Origin of the sequence: Prevotella sp. (assembly GCF_051059605.1) — a bacterium.
In the GTDB taxonomy this organism is placed as follows: domain Bacteria; phylum Bacteroidota; class Bacteroidia; order Bacteroidales; family Bacteroidaceae; genus Prevotella.
Map to the genome: position 1 here is coordinate 1843302 of NZ_CP050883.1, position 22588 is coordinate 1865889.

General features: G+C 37.9%; 16 protein-coding genes. 15 read left to right on the plus strand and 1 reads right to left on the minus strand.

The features are described 5' to 3' along the window. Positions 1 to 342 precede the first annotated feature (342 nt). The 9 genes from HEQ28_RS07390 to HEQ28_RS07430 all read left to right on the plus strand — a co-directional run bounded on the left by HEQ28_RS07390 (position 343) and on the right by HEQ28_RS07430 (position 9328). Positions 343 to 1161: a carboxypeptidase-like regulatory domain-containing protein gene (locus HEQ28_RS07390; protein WP_434501631.1), complete on the plus strand. Its 819-nt coding sequence runs from the start codon at positions 343 to 345 to the stop codon at positions 1159 to 1161. Between the two features lie 79 nt (positions 1162 to 1240). Next, positions 1241 to 1501 (plus strand): HTH domain-containing protein, encoded by a 261-nt coding sequence (locus tag HEQ28_RS07395; RefSeq protein ID WP_434501632.1) that lies wholly within the window; start codon positions 1241 to 1243, stop codon positions 1499 to 1501. 385 nt (positions 1502 to 1886) lie between these two features. Continuing rightward, on the plus strand, positions 1887 to 3044 hold the full coding sequence (locus HEQ28_RS07400) for a retropepsin-like aspartic protease (protein WP_434501633.1): 1158 nt from the start codon (positions 1887 to 1889) through the stop codon (positions 3042 to 3044). A 290-nt stretch (positions 3045 to 3334) separates the two neighbouring features. Beyond that, positions 3335 to 4222 carry a TlpA family protein disulfide reductase gene (locus tag HEQ28_RS07405; protein WP_434501634.1) on the plus strand — a complete coding sequence of 296 codons (888 nt, stop codon included), beginning with the start codon at positions 3335 to 3337 and terminating at the stop codon, positions 4220 to 4222. 690 nt (positions 4223 to 4912) lie between these two features. Then, positions 4913 to 5074 carry a hypothetical protein gene (locus tag HEQ28_RS07410; RefSeq protein WP_434501635.1) on the plus strand — a complete coding sequence of 54 codons (162 nt, stop codon included), beginning with the start codon at positions 4913 to 4915 and terminating at the stop codon, positions 5072 to 5074. A 148-nt stretch (positions 5075 to 5222) separates the two neighbouring features. Next, on the plus strand, positions 5223 to 6701 hold the full coding sequence (locus HEQ28_RS07415; protein ID WP_434501636.1) for an amino acid adenylation domain-containing protein: 1479 nt from the start codon (positions 5223 to 5225) through the stop codon (positions 6699 to 6701). After that, positions 6698 to 6940 (plus strand): acyl carrier protein, encoded by a 243-nt coding sequence (locus HEQ28_RS07420; protein WP_207154857.1) that lies wholly within the window; start codon positions 6698 to 6700, stop codon positions 6938 to 6940. Before HEQ28_RS07415 ends, HEQ28_RS07420 begins: the two co-directional genes overlap by 4 nt. Positions 6941 to 6950: 10 nt before the next feature. Next, the gene (locus HEQ28_RS07425; RefSeq protein ID WP_434501637.1) at positions 6951 to 8321 is read left to right on the plus strand and encodes an MBOAT family O-acyltransferase; all 1371 of its coding nucleotides are present in this window, start codon (positions 6951 to 6953) and stop codon (positions 8319 to 8321) included. 5 nt (positions 8322 to 8326) lie between these two features. After that, complete coding sequence (locus HEQ28_RS07430) at positions 8327 to 9328, plus strand: hypothetical protein (protein WP_434501638.1); 1002 nt, start codon at positions 8327 to 8329, stop codon at positions 9326 to 9328. Positions 9329 to 9449: 121 nt separating this feature from the next. Here the strand turns inward: HEQ28_RS07430 and HEQ28_RS07435 are convergent, their stop codons facing one another. Further along, complete coding sequence (locus HEQ28_RS07435) at positions 9450 to 9869, minus strand: DoxX family protein (protein WP_434501639.1); 420 nt, start codon at positions 9867 to 9869, stop codon at positions 9450 to 9452. A gap of 568 nt (positions 9870 to 10437) precedes the next feature. Here HEQ28_RS07435 and HEQ28_RS07440 point away from each other — a divergent pair. The 6 genes from HEQ28_RS07440 (at position 10438) to HEQ28_RS07465 (ending at position 22581) form a co-directional block, all read left to right on the plus strand. Continuing rightward, on the plus strand, positions 10438 to 12678 hold the full coding sequence (locus HEQ28_RS07440) for a substrate-binding domain-containing protein (RefSeq protein WP_434501640.1): 2241 nt from the start codon (positions 10438 to 10440) through the stop codon (positions 12676 to 12678). 136 nt (positions 12679 to 12814) lie between these two features. Then, positions 12815 to 15949, plus strand: coding sequence for a SusC/RagA family TonB-linked outer membrane protein (locus tag HEQ28_RS07445; protein WP_434501641.1), 3135 nt, complete (start codon positions 12815 to 12817; stop codon positions 15947 to 15949). A 37-nt stretch (positions 15950 to 15986) separates the two neighbouring features. Next, positions 15987 to 17747 (plus strand): RagB/SusD family nutrient uptake outer membrane protein, encoded by a 1761-nt coding sequence (locus tag HEQ28_RS07450; protein WP_434501642.1) that lies wholly within the window; start codon positions 15987 to 15989, stop codon positions 17745 to 17747. 40 nt (positions 17748 to 17787) lie between these two features. Then, positions 17788 to 19224: a DUF4960 domain-containing protein gene (locus HEQ28_RS07455; protein ID WP_434501643.1), complete on the plus strand. Its 1437-nt coding sequence runs from the start codon at positions 17788 to 17790 to the stop codon at positions 19222 to 19224. Between the two features lie 22 nt (positions 19225 to 19246). After that, on the plus strand, positions 19247 to 20842 hold the full coding sequence (locus tag HEQ28_RS07460) for a glycoside hydrolase domain-containing protein (protein ID WP_434501644.1): 1596 nt from the start codon (positions 19247 to 19249) through the stop codon (positions 20840 to 20842). 26 nt (positions 20843 to 20868) lie between these two features. Beyond that, positions 20869 to 22581, plus strand: a complete 1713-nt coding sequence (locus HEQ28_RS07465; RefSeq protein ID WP_434501645.1) for a DUF4980 domain-containing protein — start codon at positions 20869 to 20871, stop codon at positions 22579 to 22581. The last annotated feature ends 7 nt before the right edge of the window (positions 22582 to 22588 follow it).

A 22588-nucleotide genomic window follows, 5' to 3' on the forward strand; every position in this document is an offset into this window, starting at 1 on the left:
ATGAGTTATCGTCCATGTTCAATAAAAAGCCTATGTTCATAAATTCATGAACGTAGTCTTTTTATTGAACACCGCTAAATAACAGGTATAATTTTTTGTCTTATGAAGCCAAACTACTGAAGACTTTACTATAGAAGTATCTATAATACAGACAAAAAATTTTTGGAAAAGTAATACATTCGCTAGCGTGCTTGAATATTTAAATAACATATAATACAGACATATTAACCTAAAAATAACTTACGGATAGCACAGATATTAAAATGATATATTATCTTTGCAGTTACAAAATGATTAATAATAATCAGAACAAAATTAAACACTAAAAAACTTATGGGAGAAATGAAAAGAATTTATTTATTATTAATAAGCATCACTATATCTTTATCTGCATTATGCCAGACGTCAAAACATTTTACAGGAACTGTAAAGAATGCAAATGGACAGAATATAGAATACGTAACCGTTGTGGTTAAAGACATGGACATAAGAACAATAACAGATGCGCGTGGTAATTTCTCTGTCGTTGTTCCTGATAATAATTCGCCAAAACTCGTATTCAGTCATGTTGCTTACTCATCTAAAACTGTTGATATAAAAGGTATGTCTGACAAGAGTCATTTGGATGTAGTTATGGAACCATCAGCATACACTCTTACTGATTTTACAGTTGTCGGCAAGAAGATGAAAGAAAAGACTTTAAAGCACAAGGGACTTCCTTTCCCCGGAGATGTCGTATTTAGAGGCAGGAACAATATTGGCGTAGAAATGGGGATTACCGTAAAACCGAAGCATGATTTCCACGTTAAGAATATATATCTGCCTGTACACAAAAGCACATATAGTAAGTGTACATTGAGTGTTAATGTATATGAGATTTTCAATAAAGACAGCTTAGTTAATATATTGCACAAGCCGATTTATTCTGTTGTGGAAGAATCACAAGCAAAACAGACTCTTGAAATTACCCCTCAGGAACCACTAGTTTTCACTAATCATAAAGGATATTACGTAAGCATAGAAATAGTAGACACACAAAGCGACGGAGCTATATATCTCCCTGCCTATTTTAAAACAAGTTACGTTCGTGATCCAGATTCGAGCAAAGTCAAAAAGATACCAATAAACCTAGGACTGTCTATAAAAGGATTTGAATATTAAAGAATAAGATAATTTTATCTAAGTGCCAAACTTATGCATTATATTTCTTCAGCATTACCAAGACTTTATTAGCTCCTCTATGATTAAGGAGCATAAGTCAAACGATGAACTTTTAGGGAATGAATTCCTTAAAGAAAAACAAATTGAGTTGTCTGCAAGACAATTTCTTATACTTGAACTTATTCATGAAGATAATAATCTGACGTCGGAAAAGATGTCGGAAAAGCCAGCAGTAACAACAAGAACTATAGAACGAGATATTGCTCTATTAAAAAGGCTGGGTATTCTTCATCGCGAAGGAGGAAGAAAAGAAAGACATTGGGTAATTATAACAGAATAATATGAGAAACTAGTATTTTATTATCGAGAATATATAGTTCAGTTTCTACGATACCTATTTGTTGTGGTTATTCATTCCTATCTACTTACAAAACTTACGATTTTGATTTTTTTTGGACGACCATATATTTACTAATAGTAATCACCTTGATACTATTGGGGCATTAGCAGCGTACTATCTATTTTCAAAGAAATTTACAATTAATATAGAAAGAACTATTGATATACAATTAACATTGTTCTACATTCGCTGAACTCACACTTAATTTAGCGTGTATACTTATTTGCAATATGATTGATATTATCATGAATTTATATTTTATATTCGAAATTTTATCATTACATTTGTATTCATCAAGAGAATAATCTATACTTACACCTATATTATGATTAAAAGGACAATAATTGCAGCAATAATTGCAACCATGAATATTCCGTTCTCGAATGCCCAAGTATTTGAGATACCAGAAAAAGAGTTCGTAGACACTCTCGATATAGAAATCGTAGATGGCGATCCTACTATTCCAGTTAAGGTTAACAATCGTACTTGTAGATTTCTTTTTGACACTGGAAGCAATGCCATATATATATCAAGAGCAGATTTTCCAGACATAAAACTTACTGGAGATTCTACAAATGTGGTCGGATTCGAATCAGGACGTAGAGCAAATGCTATTATTGAAAAGTTGCAAATAGGAAGTTTAAAATTTAAGAGTATTCCTGCAATTATCCATAAAGTCATCGCATGTAACTTTGACGGAATTATTGGCTATAATCTTCTCCAAGCAGGACTAGTAGCTAAACTTCAAATGCGTGATAAGAAACTCATTCTGTCCAATAATCTTAAAGTCTTTGATAGAGAGAAAGGTCTACGCATTAAATTGCTCAAAGAATATAACTACCCTATATTTTACACAGAGCCATTAAGTGGTATCAAAACTGCAACTATGTTTGATACAGGTAATCCCTATGATTTTTCTCTCAGTAAGTATTCATGGGAAAATTATTGGAAAAATTGCAATGGTCATATACCTGATGGAATAACAAAACAAATAGTTTGGTGTAATTTTCAGACATTACCAAAAGATTTTTGGAAAGAAGTAGGTGAAGAAACATTCTTTAGATTTGATGATATCAAATTAAAAAGCATCTCATTCCGACAAGTAACAGGACATCTTGTTAATATCCCGTTCTCCAACATAGGAATCAGATTCTGTTATGATTTTGATGTCATCATCAATGCTCCTAAGAATGAGCTAATCTTTCTCACAGACAAAAAAGAAATATACCCAGAAACATCTGGTGTTAATTTTAGATCATTTTCTTATTATGGTGAGACACAACAAAGAATCAGTTCGCTAAATCCTGAAACCGAACTTTATAAATTGGGAGCTCGCTTTGGCGATATTATAAAAGAAATTGATGGTATAAAAATTGATAGCAGTGAAACTCTTACCAAAGCCACAAGTGGTAAGAAGACTATTCACATGAAACTAATAAATAAGAAGGGTGAGAAAATAGAAGCAGATATATCTAGATATTGATAAATGAATCCACAAGATTAAAGAAGAAATAAAACTTATCTAATGGTTCAATTTTAACCACTACAGAGGATGTATTCTATGAATTTGAGATGTTTAATGTGACGAGTTAACACCAGCAGCTTACAGAATAACTTTCTTGCAAAAAACTTAAGGGACTACCGATACAAAAATCAAAATTATACTGCCAGATAGACCTATTTATCCTGCTATTGTTAAACTTATATAAGAACAAAACAAATAATTTGTTTTAATAAATTATTTTCATTATTTCGCAATAAAAAAAGAATAACATGAAACACATAATCACAATCATTGCAGTATTACTACTGAGTGCAAACTCTTTTGCACAAAATTCTACACTTGAAAAAGACCAAGCTAGACTTGACTCACTAACAAAGCCATTAACCGACCAACGTAAATCTTTAGATTCAGCACTCAATAAGACGAATAACCCAGACTCAATAGAAAAATTAATAAGTTTGTGTTGTGACAAAATTATGGATACTGATATCAAGTTTGCAAGAGAGAATCCTAATTCCGAACTTTCCCCTAGGCTATTGTCTTTTACCATTTTAAATGATGTAATGACAGGAGAGTTACCATTAGACACACTTAAAGGTTATTATAATAAATTGACTAATAATGTACGTGGTTGTGAAGATGGCATGTGGCTTGGTTCATGCATCAATATGATTGAAAATGTTTCAAAAGGAAAGATGTCACCAATCTTTTCAACTGTTGATTATAATAATAAAACATTCAACCTTTCCGACTTGCGGGGGCATTATGTAATTCTTGACTTTTGGGCAAGTTGGTGTATTTACTGTCGCAGAAATATTCCTAAATTAAAGGAGCTATACGCTAAATATAAAGAATGCGAAAATGGCCTTAAATTGGTATTTGTATCACTTGACGACAAACATGATGAATGGTCAAAGGCGATTGCTGAAGACGGAATAAAAGATAACATCAATGTTCTTGACATGATACCATTCAAGGATAAGACAGGGAAGGTATATGCTAAAGAATTGATCAGTCGTATGTATTGTGTACAACCGATTCCAACATCGTTTTTAATAGATCCAAACGGAGTAATAGTTGGTCGCATGACTTATAGTGAAATAGATAAGGCACTAAAAAACATATATAATGCGAGTCACATACCAAGTAAAAAATAATTTTATCTAAGTGTCAATCTTATGCATTATATTTTTATTCCGTGTCATCTTCATTAAACAAATCCCTTTCTTTTTCAATACTATCGGCTATATATGAGCCGATGAAGATTGAGCGCACAGACAAAACAAGCCAGATAAGATAAAAGATGAAAACGCAATGAAATAAGACTTATTATATACCTTTGCCTTTAGTATTACATGCTTTATTGGCTTATATATTGCTATTAACCGTAGAAATGTTTCCTTTGCAAAAAAAATGTATATTCTATCAAGCAAGGATTATACTATACGTACATTTATCGTATAAATAAGCCAAATACATTTGAATTATGAAACATAATAATTTTATTGCCACATTATTTATTTTGACCGTTCTACAAAATCGACGACAAAATAACGATAAACTACAACAGGTAGGTTAACGGAAAGCTGTCATATACCACCCAATCAATAATGCTCATCAAGATAAGCAAAAGTATGTAGGTAACCATTCGGCTGAAATCAAGTGGAAATAAACAACATCCTTCAAGGATTCTATTCTACGGTTGAGCATTGATTTTCTGCGTTTCGAGCATTTCATCGTTGCATATCTAAGAAAATAAATACATATTTGCATTCTATAAAAAAATATCAATATATGGATGGGGGTATTTCGATATATTTTTGTCTTATTAAAAAATAGAAATGTAAATGAAGAAATTATTTGAAGCAATAGTGCGGTTTCTTATCAGTGATATTCCAATTTTCGCAAAAAAGAACGGTTCTATCCAGAGCCGAATCAAAAATGTATCGGTAGATATCTTCGGTCCATCAAATCCGTATAGAAATGTTCCGTCATTCGGCTTTGGCTAGAGTCATACCGTTGACGATGTTCTAACGGATGCCACGCATCAGCTTCAGTAAATAATTCTAATTAACATAATAACAAAAACGAACAAGATAATCAATACATCCATGCTCATCATGGCTTTTGTAACGATTTTCGCAGAGAAATAACAACATGTTTAATAGTTTAATAATAAGCACACTTCTATTTTCATTAGAGAAGTATGGCGAAAGAAATGCATTCTGCATAGAGGGAGAATACTATAGCTATGCCCGTTTGAAAAAAAGAATCGCGGCAGTGAGAAAAGTATTGCATAATGTAAGTGCTGAAAATATTGGTTTGGTGGCTAACGATGATCTGGATACTTACGCATCAATTCTGGCCGTATGGATGGAGGGTAAGTGCTACGTTCCATTGCATCCGGACCAACCTCTCGACAGATGCATGGACATCATTGCTCAGGTGGAAATAACGACAATTCTTGACTCATCGAAGAGTACCAGGTACAGAAATAATGACGTTATTATAACGTCTACGCTAAACGATGAGAATGAACTGTTATTCCCCCAAAAACAAACGGACAACGGTTTAGCCTATATACTGTTTACATCAGGTAGCACAGGAAGACCAAAAGGTGTGCCTATAAGTCGTGGCAATGTGGCGGCATTCGTTGATTCGGTGGAGAAACTAGGTATTACACTGAAACCGGAAGATCGATGTCTACAGATGTTCGACCTTACATTCGACCTTTCAGTACAATCATATCTTCTGCCCCTCCTTGCCGGAGCCTGTGTTTACACCGTGAGCTATAAGGAAATAAAATATCAAGCTGTGTTTGCATTACTTGATGAATATCACCTCACTGCCGCTCTTATGGTGCCATCGGTGATACATAGCCTAAGGCCATATATGGAGGAAATTAGCATTCCCGAGATGCGATATTCATTATTCTGCGGAGAAGCACTAAATATTGATGACGCCAAGGCTTGGTATGAATGTGTGCCTAATGCGAGCGTATGGAACCTGTATGGACCTACGGAGTGCACCATTTATTGTACAGCTTATCGCATGCGCGTCTTCTGCTCCGATAAGCAGACGAACGGTAATGTGTGTATCGGCAAAGCCATGCCTGGAGTTAAAACCATGGTAATAGATGATAAGGGGATTCCATGTACTACTGGTGCCAAAGGCGAACTTTGTCTTGCTGGAGCGCAACTTACACAAGGATATTGGAACGATGAGAAAAAGAACAAGGAGGCCTTTTTTGTAGCTAACGATGGTACAAGATACTATCGCACTGGCGATATCTGTGCCTGCGATGCCTTAGGCGACATAGAATATTACGGAAGAAAAGACTCGCAAGTGAAAGTAAATGGCTACAGAGTGGAACTAAGCGAAATAGAATGTGTGGCAAGAAACTATTATAACGGAAAAAAGGCTGTAGTTGCTGTGGTCACAGATCGTGGTTCTGGCAATACTATAAAGATGGCAGTAGAACAAGCTGAAGGTAATAATGGATTTGAATTGAAAAGTTTTCTGCAATCTAAATTGCCCTCATACATGATTCCACGTGAGATACATTTTCTGAAGAAGTTTCCACAGAATACAAATAATAAAATAGACAGAAAACTAATAAAAGAAATAATAGGATGACAAAAGAAGAAGCACTTGAAGCACTCAGCAGCATATTTGCCGAGGTGCTTGACGAAAAAGACATTGAACTCGATTACCAAATGACCGCCAACGATGTGGACCGATGGGATTCGATAACAAACATGACCATTATCAGTGAGATAGAAAGCAGATTCAACATCAAGCTGAAGCTTAGGGAAATAATAAAACTGAAGAACGTGGGCGCACTATGCGACGCAATAGTTTCTAAAAGTAAATAAACGTTAGCAAATGGAGTTTCTCTCAATACCATTCGCTATATTCATCGTGGTGGTCTTCGCACTATACTATGCGAGGACCAACCGGCGGTGGCAACACTTCATGTTGTTTACCGCCAGCGTGGTGTTTATAGGCTATTACCATATAGTGTATTTGGCTTATGCTATTGGCATCGCATTATTCACTTTCGAAGCGGGAAAACTCCTGCATAAAAACATTGAAAGCAAGTGGCGGGCATGGATATTCACCATATCTATCGCCATACTAGTGGGCATTTGGCTCACAGCACGATATGCATCACCACTGTTCCCGCTGGGAATATCGTTCTATACCTTTCAGGCATTGTCATATCTGATAGAAATAAACTGGGAGGAAGAACCAGAGGACGACCTGATGGACTTTATGCTGTACATGCTGCTCTTTATGAAATTCCTATCAGGTCCAATAGAACGGGCTTATGACATGCTGCCGCAACTCAAGGAAAAACATTTATTCAACTACGAAAATGTCACTGCGGGACTGAAACTCGTGGCATGGGGAGCTTTCATGAAGCTAGTGATAGCCGACCGCATAGCACCGTCGATGAACATGGTGCTCAATGATGTACATTTGGCCACTAGCGCTCAGATGCTACAGGCCACGCTTCTTTATCCTATCCAGCTATATGCCGATTTTGCGGGATACACCAATATGGCACTTGGATTAGGTGCGATGTTCGGTTTTAGATTGTCGCCCAACTTCGATCGACCGTTCATTTCGCTTTCCACAGGCGAACTATGGCGCAGATGGCATCAGTCGCTGTCATTCTGGTGCCGTGATTATATTTTCATGCCCGTTTCAGCCGAGATGAGGAGATGGAAGAAATGGGGTATCTATTTTGCCCTGCTCGTGACCTTCGTCACCATTGGCGTATGGCACGGGGCCGGATGGACTTTCGCACTTTATGGACTGTTTCAGGGATTAGTCATCATTTATGAAACGGCAACAAAGACAGGGCATGAGCATTTCAGAGCGAAAGTAGGAGATCGTGTTTATCGTCCACTAATGATGATCCGCACCTATCTGCTCTTTGCCTTGTCGCTACTCTTTTTCCGTGTGTCCAATGTGTCGGATGTATTCTATGTTTATCAGCATCTGCTGAATTTCAACATCAATGATGCAAAGGAGCTTCGCCTCGGTCTGAATGACAATCAGTGGATAGCTTTTGGAATAGCCGTAGTGGTAATGTTCGTAATGGAATACATTAATTCGCATAAGGATATAATCAAGTGGACAACAACTAAAAAGGCATACGTACGCTGGACGCTATATTTCGTTCTGGTTGTGCTTATTTTCTTTTATGGAAATTTTGGTGTTGAGGATTTTATTTATATTCAATTCTAATTTATATGAAACATAAAATATATGTATTCTATCTGAAGTGCATACTCATTCCATTGCCCTTCATAGCACTATTGATCTTTTATATTATGAGTGATCCGTTTATGGTAATCCGAAAATATACAGATTATGATGCACCAGAGGTAGCCCTAAGCGAAGGCGTTATTTCATGGAATAAATATAAAGCTAATGAGAAGTCAATGCACTTTGATTCGTTTATTATGGGTACATCATGCAGCAAAGCTTTCCACATCAATGAATGGTCTAAGTATACAGGTGGCAAGGGGTTTCGCATGTTTAGCAATAATGAAGGAGCAGGCGATTTGTTGCTTAAAATGCAAGCTCTTGATTCTGAAAAAGGTCAGGAAATAAAAAATGTGCTCATCGTAGCGGATAAACAATTCTTTGAAGAAAACCATCCCCAGCCAGGCATCATGCATTCCATGCCTCCAGAGGTAACAGGACAGAGCGAAATAAAATATCAGATGGATTATTTCCAGGGATTCTGTACGCCTATGTTTCTAATCCCGTATCTTAGATATAGGATTTTCCATGAATATGACGATAAAACCATGAATGGAATTATCAATAACGATGGACGGATACGAAATTCAATAACAAATGATGCAGTGTTATGTCAGGATGATGCAATAAAGAAAAATGGGGAGAAATATTGGCAAAATCAGTCATGGCCTAAGGAACATTATACTGCGTTCACTTATGCTCCAATTATTAAGACGGAAAGTATATCCTGTTTAACACAAATAAGACATATTTGCCAACGCCATGGAGCGAATGTAAAAATAGCTATCGGCCCCACTTTCAATGCCAAACAGATGAATCCTAAAGATATCGCGACACTAAAAAAGATATTTGGTGATAAAAATGTAGTGGACTTTTCTGATAATATTCACTCTAAATATCGCAATTACCATTATTTTTATGATAAAGCGCATTATCGGGATGTGGTGGGCAATGCCATCATGAAAGAATTGTACGCTGAGAAATAAAATATAAATCCACTATTAAACAATAAAAAGCGTGTAACTCAATGAGTTATACGCTTTTTATTATTTGCAATAATCATAATTTCTTTAGCGATGGTAAAGTAATAGAATGCACTTTAGGATATTATGAAAAGATGTCATTACGGGTTATGGCATAACGTCCGCCTCCTGTGAATGCCAGTGCAAGAGCTGGTAAAAGATAAAGCATTGGCAATTCTATAGCCCAACCACCTTGAGGTGATAGTGTGAAAATCTGGCTTACATGTACCATGAGTATTGCAATTACCATGTTAAACGCAACAGCAACAGCTGCAGCACGAGTCCATAAACCAAATACAATAAACATTGCTGCTACAAGTTCTACAAGTAGTGTTCCATAGGCGATAAATGATGGTAATCCCATTGCTGTAAGCATTTCACCGATAGGTCCTACACCATTTATTAATTTAGAGAATCCATGGAAAAGCAACAATCCTCCTGTTGACAAACGTAGAACTAAAAGTCCAAAATCCTGATCTCTCATAAAATCTTTACTCCATTTCATAATTGTAATTCTTTTTAATTATTAAAAAGTCGCCATTATTAATATCATTACTGATATACTTATCGTTCGGCGATATATAAACGATTCAAACCTTATATATACGCTACACATCGTAGCTGTATTATCTCAAAGCTCTGTGACAAAGATAAACATTATTATTTTGATTATCAAGCTTTTTATTATAGTTTTTATCTATAGAGAAATAGCCATTTTATATAACTGTTAAAAATATATGCTAATCTTTACAATTATGATATATCTTTGGTTCATTTTATTTAAGCCCTCCCACCTTAGTAAACATGTTGGTGAAGTACAAATATAAATTATAAACAAAAGAACATGATAACTATTAATTTTGAAAAATATTACATTCTGAGTCAACTTTCCCAAACTAAGGTGTTTCGGCAACAGAGAGTAATTGCTTCAACAAGTTAAGTACCATAGCATGTATTATAAAAAGCTTTTGAAGTTTAAGCCGCTTTTTTACAAAAATAGATTGATACTTTCAAAATAATTGCTAAATTTGAACCCGATTAATATAATCGGCCGACTTAAATCGCAGAAGTTCATGAAAAAATATATCATTTACAATTTAATTATTGCTGCAATAGTTTTATCTGCATGTACAACGAAACACAAATCCTATGAGATTGGCGTTTCGCAATGTTCTAGTGGTGAATGGCGAGAGAAGATAAACAACGAAATGCTGTCAGCTCAACATCTGTATGACAGTGAGGCAAAAATAAATATTGCCAATTGTTATAACGACCCAAAGCTACAAGTAAGACAAATAGATAGTCTTATTGATGCCGGTGTTGATTTATTGATAGTATCTCCTTACGAATATACTCAACTGGAGCCATCACTTGCCAAGGCTAAGAAAAAGAACATCCCAATAGTATTATTCGATCGTAAAAGTAAGAGTAATAACTACACAGCATACATAGGTGGTGATAATGTTGAAGCAGGTAGAAAAATAGCCAACTATACCCTAAGCATGATTAGAGACGGAGATGTGAAGACTGAAGGACGCAAACCTATTGTTTGGGAAATAACAGGTCCAATGACGATGTCTCCTGCTAAAGATCGTCATGATGGTTTTTGTAACGTTATCAAAAAACAAACTAATATTGATTATTTTAATACAGAAAGCGATTGGACTCCTGAAGACTGCTATCGCCAGATGAAAAAATATCTAAAGTCTGGTAAACAAGTGGATATTGTTTTCTGTCACAGTGATATTGATGCAGTAGGAGCTTTCAAGGCTGCAAAGGAACTCGGTAAGGAAAAAACAATAAAGTTTCTGGGAATTGATGGACTGCCAGGTAAAGATGGTGGACTAGAGCAAATGAAAAATGGTGTACTTACGGGTACCTATATATATCCAACTCACGGTGAAGAGATTATTCAATTGGCACTGAATATTTTAGATCATAAGCATTATGAGCGCAATACTACAATTCAGAGTTTTGTTGTTACTCCACAAAATGTTAACGACATCATTATAAGTACCAACCTGCTTATGAAGCAGAATAACTATCTTGTTACTATTCAAAACAAGCTGGAAAACTATCTGGGACTTTATAATTTGCAGCGCAGCGTACTTTATATTTCCGTTGTAGCAATTTTTCTGCTTCTGATAGCACTATTATTTATCATTAAGGCTATTAAGGCTATTAAGCGATCGAATCGCAAATATCGCAAGGCAAGCGATAAGATGCGTGAACTGAACGAGGAACAAACACTATTTTATACTAATGCCAGTCATCAGTTGAAGACACCTCTCACATTAATCACAGGACCACTGAAGTCTCTTTCAGAAAATAATGACCTTAAGGGTAACGATCGTGAGTTGCTGAATATTTTAAATCGTAACGTGGCACAATTGGACGGATTGGTATCAAACGTTATCAACTTCCGCAAGGAAGTGGATGCTGCTATTGCTGACGACAATGCCATGTTAGCTAATTCTGAGGTACAGCAAAATCGTGATGATGTTCAGGAAGGTCATACAAACCTATTACTTAGAACTGACAGTGAAGAATTACCAACATTGCTCATTGTTGATGACAATGCTGACATGCGCAAATATCTGCGTATATTGCTGGCACAAAGTTACTATGTAATTGAGGCTTCAGATGGACAGAGTGGATTACAACTTGCTCGCGAGAGCGTGCCCGATTTGATTGTGAGCGACGTGATGATGCCAGTTATGGATGGTCTACAATTCTGCAAACAGATAAAAGAAGACTGCATCACAAGTCATATTCCTGTAATAATGCTTACTGCCAGAAGTGCAGAGTCGCAGCAGATAGAGGGGTTTGAACATGGTGCAGATGCATACATTATAAAACCATTTAATGCTCAGTTCCTGATATCAAGAATAAATAATCTCCTACAAAGCCGAATACAACTGCGAAAGTTGTTTAGCGAGAAAGAGACAAAGACAGAAACAATAACACAAGAAGTACATATTGAGCAAGAAAGCACTCCTGATCGTCGATTCATGGACGCTCTGAAGGATGCTATAGATAAGCACATATCAGATGCACATCTGAAGATGGATGATCTAGGTGAAGAACTAAATATGAGTCGTGTTCAATTATATAGAAAGGTTAAAGCTCTCACAGGATTATCTCCTGTAGAGCTATTAAGAAAGATTCGTTTACAGAAAGCCTATTCTCTACTTTTAAACAGCGACATGACAATTTCTGAAATCTCATATAAGGTAGGGTTTGGCACCCCAAGCTATTTCTCTTCATGCTTTAAGAAGCAATATGATATTTATCCTACCGATGTAAGAAAATAAACTAAAAAGGTAATAATTGTTACATGCAACAATTGTTGCAACCTTCGAACGATTTTAGAAAGTGTTTGTTGCTAAGCCAAAGTATATTTGCGGAAGATAAATTTCGCAAATAATCTATTAACTAAAAACGTTTCGAATGAGAAATCTGTCAAAAATCCTCATGAGCCTTATTCTCATGATGGTGTGTGTTGCAGCAAGCGCACAGAAGATTAATGTGAGTGGAACGATATTTGATTCTACTGGAGAAACTGTTATCGGTGCCACAGTGATGGAGAAAGGTACGACTAATGGTGCGGTTACCGACATGGATGGTAACTTCAAACTTTCTGTTGGAAAGAATGCAACTCTAATCATCTCTTACATTGGCTATAAGACTAAAGAAGTTACAGCTTTAGATGGAATGAAGGTTACACTACAGGAAGCCAGTAACGACCTGAATGAAGTTGTGGTAACAGGTTACACAACACAACGCAAGGCCGATCTTACAGGTGCGGTCTCTGTTGTTAGTGTAAAAGACATTGCCAAGCAAAACGAAAACAACCCAATCAAAGCGATGCAGGGACGTGTTCCTGGTATGGATATTTCTGCCGATGGTTCTCCTTCAGGTGCAGCTACGGTACGTATTCGTGGTAATGGAACGCTTAACAACAATGATCCTCTTTATATTATTGATGGTGTACCAACAAAGTCGGGTATGCACGAACTTAATGGCAATGATATTGAGAGCATTCAAGTATTAAAAGATGCAGCATCAGCTTCTATCTATGGTTCACGTGCTGCCAATGGTGTTATCATCATAACAACAAAAAAAGGTAAAGACGGTAAGGCTAAAGTTAACCTTGATACTAGTATAGCTGCTTCAATGTATGCTAACCGCATGAAGGTGCTAAATGCCAAGCAGTGGGGACAGGCTTTCTGGCAGGCTAATGTCAACGATGGTCTTGATCCAAATAACAACTCTGTAGGTTATCATTTTGACTGGGCTTACGATGAACATGGTAATCCTCAGCTGAATGGCATGACGATGCAGAAATATCTTGATGCAGCTGGAACTATTCCTGCATCAGATACCAACTGGATGGACGAAACTACACGCACAGGTCTTATTCAGAACTATAACGTCAGCATTAGTAACGGTAACGATAAGGGGTCTAGCTATTTTTCACTTGGTTACTACAAGAACCTTGGTGTTATTAAGGACACTGACTTCAACCGAATTTCAGGACGCGTAAACACAGAATATAAACTATTGGGCAACTTCCTCACCATTGGTGAGAATCTTACCATCAACCGTACATCTGAAGTCGCAGAACCAAATGGTTTTCTAGGTAATGTACTTCAGTATAATCCAACATTCCCTGTTTATAATACCCTAGGGGAATATGCTAACCTTACAGGTAGTTTCGCAGACCGCGAGAATCCTGTTGAAGTTCTTAACCGAAATAAAGACAATAGATATACATATTGGCGTATGTTTGGTGACGTTCATTTGAACTTCAACATCACTAAGAATTTCGTTATACGAACTACTGCAGGTATTGACTATGCTCAAAAGGAACAACGTTTCTTTACATATCCTATCCCAAACGGTAATGTGAGTAACAAAGACAATGCCGTTGAGGCTAAACAAGAGCACTGGATGAGCTGGATGTGGAATGCCGTTGCAACCTATAATCTTGAAATAGGTAAACATCGTGCTGACGCACTGCTTGGTATTGAGCTTAATCGTCAGGATGACATTTGGTTTGGTGGAAAGCGTTATGGCTTTGCAGTAAACACACCTGACTATATGTGGGCAGATGCAGGTGTAGGCGATCAACAGGCATTTGGTTCTGGTGATGGTTTCTCACTAGCGTCTTTCTTTGGAAAGATTAACTATAACTATGCCGACAAATATATGGCTAGTGTTACTGTTCGTCGTGATGGTTCAAGCCGCTTTGGCAAGAACAATCGCTACGGTACATTCCCATCTTTAAGCGTAGGTTGGCGCATCAGCCAGGAGAAATTCATGCAAGAAGTTTCAAATTCATGGCTTTCAGACCTTAAGCTTCGTGCTAGCTGGGGACAAACAGGTAATCAGGACATAAACAACTATGCTCGCTACACTCTTTATGTTTCTAACTATGGAGAGGCTAACTTTGGTGGTCAGAGCTATGGTACATCTTATGATATAGCAGGTACTAACGGTGGACAGCCGTTGAGCTCTGGTTTCAAGCGCAATCAGCTTGGCAACGACAATATTAAGTGGGAAACTACTACACAAACCAACTTAGGTCTTGACTTTGGATTCTTCAAGAACTCACTCTATGGTAGTTTTGAGTGGTATCGCAAGAAGACCTCTGACATACTTGTAAACATGCCAGGTATTGGTATTATGGGTGAAGGAAGTTCCATGTGGATCAATGCTGGTGAGATGCTCAACAAGGGAGTTGAGTTTAATATAGGTTATCGCGGCAACACGGGTGCATTCAACTATGATTTGACTGGCAATATTGGAACCAACCGCAACGAAGTAACCAAACTTCCAGAGACTATTGCTGCAGCAGGAACATTTGGTGGTAGTGGTGTATTCAGCGTTGTTGGTCATCCAATGAACTCTTATGTTGGTTATGTTTATGATGGCATATTCAAGAATCAAGCAGAAGTTGACGACCATGCAAAACAAGACGGTGCTGCTGTTGGTCGTATGCGCTTCAAAGATCTTAATCATGATGGCGTTATTACAACCGACGATCAAACATGGATTTATGATCCAACACCAGCCTTTACCTATGGTTTAAATTTCTATCTTCAGTATAAAAGTTTTGACTTCACTATGTTCTGGCAGGGTGTTCAAAATGTTGATGTACTGACGACCGTACGTCCTGGTGATGATACCAATGGTGGTTATAAGGTGCAGACCGACCTCTGGGCTGGTGTTAACGTTCCATTCCTTAATAAGGGTGATCGTGTTCTTGATGCCTGGACTCCAACTAATCCAAGTTCAACAATCCCAGCTCTGTCAATATACGACAACAACAACGAAAAACGTTTTTCTTCTTACTACGTTGAAGATGGTTCGTTTATCAAACTTCGCACCATTGAGATTGGCTACAGTCTCCCTGATGTTTTAGTAAAGAAGATCAGTATGACTAAGATTCGTATGTATTTCTCTGCGCAAAACTTGCTCACTATCAAGAGTCGCAAGTTCACTGGCGTAGATCCAGAGAATGCGCTATTTGGTTATCCTATTCCTCTTAATCTGACATTCGGTCTTAACGTTTCTTTTTAAACGACTAAATATTGAATAATAGTTTAAAAACACAATTATGGAATCAAGAAATTTATATACAAAGGTCAAGAAAGCAGCAGTAACTTTACCTTTAACCTTATCCCTTTTACTTTTAAATAGTTGCAATGCATTCCTTGACGACCAAGTACCGCAAGGGACGCTATCTGACAAGGAAGTAACTAAATCAGAGTATATTGATAACATGGTTACTTCTGCCTATGCCATTTTCACAACAGCAGAAGATATCAACTCATCGTTCTCTATGTGGAACTATGACGTTCGTTCGGATGATGCCTATAAGGGTGGATCAACAACTAATGATGGTGACGTTTTCCATCAGCTTGAAGTTGAAAAGGGTGTGCTAACCACCAATTGGAATATTAATGATATGTGGGTGCGTATCTATAATGCTATTTCACGTGTGAATACTGCAATTGGAACTCTTGAGGCAGCAGATGATTCTTATTCTTTGAAGAATGAGCGTTTGGCAGAGATGAAATTTTTGCGCGCTTATGGTCATTTTCTGGCTAAGCGTCTCTACAAAAACATACCCTTTGTTATGCGATCAGACCTCACCTATGATGAATATCATCAGCTTTCTAACACAGAGTATACCAACGATCAAGGTTGGGCAATCATAGCTAAGGAGCTCGAAGAGGCATATAATGTTTTGCCTGTAACCCAAGCAGACAAAGGACGTCCAACAAAGGCTGCAGCTGCAGCTTTTCTTGCAAAGGTTTATCTATATAAGGCATATCATCAAGATGACCCTACATCAAACAAAGTGACTTCAATTAATGAAGACGACCTAAAAAAGGTGCTTGAATATACTGCCCCTGCTATTTATACAGCTGGTGGCTATGGATTAGAGAGTGATATCCATAATAATTTCCGTCCTGAAGATCAATATGAAAATGGTATAGAGTCTATCTGGGCTATACAATACTCACGCAACGATGGTTCCACATATGGTAATCTCAATTGGAGCTACGGTCTTATCGTGCCAAACATTCCTGATGTAACCAACGGCGGTTGTGACTTCTATAAACCTTCACAAAATCTTGTAAATGCATTTAAGACCGATGCTAACGGTCTTCCAATGATAGATTCTTTCAATGACAAGAACTATGAAATGAAGACCGATAATGCCGATCCACGTTTGTTTCTAACTGTGGGCATGACAGGACTTCCATATATGTTCAATAAGAAATTCATTATGGATCAGTCATCAGCATGGAGTCGTTCAGGTGGTCTCTATGGCTACAATGTAACGTTAAAGCAGAATGTTGATCCTGCACTTATCGGTACATATCTCATCCATGGTTCTTACTGGGCTAGCTCTATGAACCGTATCGTTTTCCGCTACGCTGACGTTATACTAGAGCGTGCTGAAGCAGAGGCTCAATTAGGAAATTCTACCGAAGCTATAAGACTGGTTAACCAGATTCGTACTCGTGCTGCAGGTTCTACACAAATGATAGCAGACTATCCAAATAAGTATGGTGTTCACTTCTACTGTAAGAACTACACGGGTAGCTATTCTAAAGAAGATGCCATTAAAATTGTAAAGATGGAGCGTCGTTTGGAGTTTGCTATGGAGAGTGAGCGTTTCTTTGACCTCGTTCGCTGGGGTGAAGCAGCACCAGTTCTTAATAACTATTTCGCCAAGGAAAAAGAGCGTGTGACATTCCTTAATGATGCTGAGTTTACAGCAGATAAGAATGAGTTTCTGCCAATTCCGCATACACAATATTCTTCTTCTAACGGGCACTACACTCAGAATGTCGGAAAGTGGTAATTTTTTTGAGATTAGTACTTAAAGTTTAAAGATTACAATTATGAATAATAATATATATATAAAGGCACTGATTGCAATTGGGGGCTTACCATTTTGTCTTCTTACTATCTTACTATTTACAGCATGTAGCAACGACAATTATAGCGACTTGCAGCTCACAGGCGACTGTGCTGTAAAATCACTTGTACTTAATGACAAATATGAGGGTCTTGTTGATCCCGCAACTCGCACTGTAAAGGTTAAAGTACCCGTAGACTTCAAAGATAAGTCTGCCATGAAGATTACCAGTCTGAATATATCTGATGGAGCTAAGTCAAACATTGCTTCGGGTGATATTGTAGACTTCACTGATGCAAAGGTGATGCACATTACGAAAGGCGATCTCTATCTAGACTGGACTGTTAATGTGAAAAACGATGAGGCTAAAATCAAATCGTTTATCATTAACGATACCTATAAAGCTAGCATTAATGAGGAGGATCATACTATAACAGCATTTCTACCATCAACTGTAGATATAAAAAAAGCAATTCCTACTATCATCTACAGTGAGGATGCAAGGATAAATCCTCTAAGCGGTGTCCAGACCGACTTCACAGAACCGGTTACATACACAGTTACAGACAACACAGCAACTGCTACATACGTGGCAACAATCAAAACGGTTTCGGCTCCTGAAGCGATCTTCCTTGGTTCTGCTAAAGCCACAACAATGGACGAACTTGTTCCCGAAGAGAAGGAAGCTTGTAAGTGGATGCTAGCCAATATTGAAAACTCAATGTTTGTCAGTTGGGATGAACTGAAAGCAGGAAATGTAGACCTCTCAAAGTGTAAGGTTATCTGGTGGCATTGGCAAAACCAACCTTCTGAGACTATCGGTGACTTTGAAAGTGCAGCGACATCAACAGCAATGGGTGCAATCAATATTCTTACAGACTATTACAATAATGGTGGTGCATTTATTCTTAGCCGTGCTGCAGTTAACTTCGCTGCTGAACTAGGTGCTATTAAGGATAAACGTTGCGCTAATAACTGTTGGGGTGCCAGCGACGACGGTGGTGGCGTTATAAATGCTGGTGGTGAGTGGGGATTCCTCATGAAAGATGCTAATCATCCGTTGTGGAAGAACATGATTCTGAAGGATGGCGAGGTTAAGACCACAGATGCAGGTTACACCATTTCAAACTGTACATCTCAGTGGGGAATGTGGGGAGACTATGACAATGCAGGAGGTAACTATATTGTAGGTCACAACAAGTGGACTAATCTCACAGGTGGTCGTATTCTTGGTAATGGTGGCGATGGTGCTATCTCTGTATGGGAGGCTCCTGCTGCTAATGGTACTTTTGGTAAGGGTGGCATCATCTGCTTTGGTACAGGATGTTTCGACTGGTGGTCACCAACGACTTACATATCTCACTATCACGACAATGTCGGTACGATGACTAGTAATGCATTCAATTACTTAATGAAGTAACGTTCCAGAAAAATTCAAAATTATGAAAAAGATGATATATTTATTCACAATTGCGCTATCAGCCTTAACGATGACAGCATGCAGCGAAGATACATATAAAGGTGATCCTGAAAAGAATTGGGCAGAAACAACAGAGTTCTTTAATTCAACAGAGGAGGCTAGTTTTTCAACTTATTACAAGCCATCTCTTGGTCGTGTTGGTGATCCAATGCCTTTCTATGATGAGAAAGCTAACGATTTCAAAATTCTTTATTTGCAAGACTTTGATAACAACAAATCCTTCTGCTATCACCCTATCTGGACAGTTGAGACCAAAGATGGTGCTAACTATAAGTCATTGGGCGAAACTCTATCTGTAGGCACAAACGATTATCAACAGGATGCTGCACTAGGTACAGGATGTTGCTACTACAATAAACTTGATGGTTTATATTACATCTATTACACTGGTCATAACCCAAATTGCGAGAACACAGAGGTAGTAATGCGTGCTACATCAAGCGACTTCAAAACATGGACTCGCGATAATGCATGGTCATTAAAGGGGGCTGACTTTAATCTCTCAAGTCAGGATTTTCGCGACCCTCAGATCTTTGAGGATAATGGCACCTACCACATGATCATTGCAACGCGCAATGGGGATCCAAAGTTTGCAGACTTCACTTCTACAGACATGAAGAACTGGACGTTTAATAGTTCATTCAATGCTATCTGGGATCGTATGTGTGAATGTCCAGACGTATTCAAAATGGGTGACTGGTGGTACTTTGTTTACAGTGAGGGCTATCAGACTACATGGAGTCGCAAAGTGAAATATATGATGGCCAAGAGCTTTGAAGGCTTAAAGGCTTGCTTTGGAGATCCAGGTGCAAACTGGCCAAAGGATGGTCACGAAGGTGTGCTTGATAGCCGTGCCTTGTATGCAGGAAAAACAGCATCAAACGGTACTGATCGTTATCTTTGGGGATGGTGTCCGTACCGTAGTGGGGCTAGTGTTTGGGATAAGAATATTAATGTAGGAGATAAAGAGCCTAATTGGAGTGGTGCACTCGTTTGCCACAAAATCATCCAACATACTGATGGAACCCTTACACTCGGTAAGGTTGATGCTATTGATGCTAAATACAACAAGCCACAGACTGTTTCCGTAATGGCTCAAAAGGGAGTAAATGGTTCAAATGGAAACTATACTATCTCTGGCGATAGTGCTTATGCTCTTTTCAATCGTTTAGGCACTCATAATAAGATTTCTTTCACTGTTAAGACCAGTAGTAATTTGGACAAGTTCGGTATATCTTTGGTTCGTTCAACGGATGTAAAGAAGTATTATACTATGGTCATAAATCCAGAAAATGAGGATAGTCGTAAAGTTAACTTCTTGGAAGAAGGTGCTGATGCAAAGGGATTTATAGAAGGGATTGATGGTTATCTGTTTGCTCGACCAGCCGACAATGTTTACAATATTACAATCTACAACGATAACAGTGTTGTTACGATGTATATCAATGATGTTTGTTCCTATACTCAGCGCATATATGGAATTCCAAAGAACTGCTGGAGCATAAACAGCTACGGAGGAAATATCACCATTTCAAATCTTACAGTAAGCCAATACTAATAACAAACAACAGAGAAATAAAATTTATGAAGAGCTTACGATTACTATTATTTATCTTCTGCATGACAGTCTTATCCACTGTCCATGCAGAGGATAAGATCATGTTTCTTTCTAGCAATCACGTACTATATCGTTTAGATACAAAGAATTATCGCTACTTATTATTACCTGTTGAGGATCGTGCCGAAATGAGCAACGTTAAGGTTCTTGCCAACAATAATCAAGTAAAGGCAATTAATGTTCGTCTGGCTTCTGAATATGCAGACTACTATGTACCTCTCGACTTGAGTGAATTTGCTGGTCATGAACTTCTTCTAGATATTCATATTAATGGCAATATTCGTAACGAGGGAGCTATCAAAGAGTGGGCTTGCTGGAAGCAGATCAAGTATTCAAATACATTCGTTATAGCTAATCGCGAAAAATTCCGTCCAGAATATCACCATACCCCTGCTTATGGTTGGATGAATGATCCTAATGGAATGTTTTATAAGGATGGCACATGGCATCTCTATTTCCAGCATAACCCTTATGGCTCACTATGGGAGAATATGACATGGGGACACTCTAGTTCAAAAGATCTTGTCCATTGGAAATACGAGGGAGATGCCATTGAGCCAGATGCTCTTGGAACTATATTCAGTGGTTCTGCCGTTGTGGATAAAAAGAATACTGCAGGCTTTGGCAAGGATGCTATTGTAGCAATGTACACATCGGCTGGTGAAAATCAAACTCAGAGTCTAGCTTTCTCAACCGATGATGGCAAAACCTTCACTAAGTATGCCGCCAATCCTGTAATAACTAGCAACGTTCCTGATTTTCGCGATCCTCACATATTTTGGAACGATGATATCAATAAGTGGAACTTAATTCTTGCTGCTGGTCAGGAGATGAATATCTACACTTCAGACAATTTGAAAGATTGGAAGTTTGAGAGTTCGTTTGGTCATGGCTATGGAAATCATAGTGGCGTTTGGGAGTGTCCTGATTTGATGAAGTTAAAAGTGCGTGGCACAAATAAGGAAAAGTGGATGCTTATCTGTAATATCAATCCTGGTGGCCCTTTCGGTGGTAGCGCAACGCAATACTTTATAGGTGATTTTGATGGTCATAAGTTCACTTGTGAGAGTGCCCCTGATGTTACAAAATGGATGGATTACGGAAAGGATCACTATGCTACTGTTACATTCGACAATGCTCCTAATGGACGCCGCGTTGCTATGGCTTGGATGAACAATTGGCAGTATGCTGCTCAGACTCCGACCACCCAATATCGCTCAGCCAACTCTATTTCTCGCGATCTTGACCTCTTCGAATACGAAGGACAGACCTATTGCGGTGTAATCCCATCAAAAGAACTTATTGCCATGCATGGTAAGAAGCAAAGTCAACTATCAAATGCATGTGAACTTGTGCTTAACATTAAAGGTTCTTCATCTGTAACATTATACAACGACAAAGGTGAGAAAGTAGTATTCAATTACAACGAAGGTAAGCGAACCTTCTCCATGGACCGTACCAAAAGTGGTAAGGTTGATTTCAGTGAAGCTTTCCCTGTAACGACAACAGCCCCTGTTTATGGAAAATTAAAACAGCTCAGAATATTCATTGACAACAGTAGCATAGAAGTGTTTGATGCTGAAGGAAAAATGGCTATGACTAACCTCGTATTTCCAACCACTCCTTACAATAAAATTGTGAAGAAGGGCAAAATAAAATATGCCATTTATAAAATGTAAAATAGAA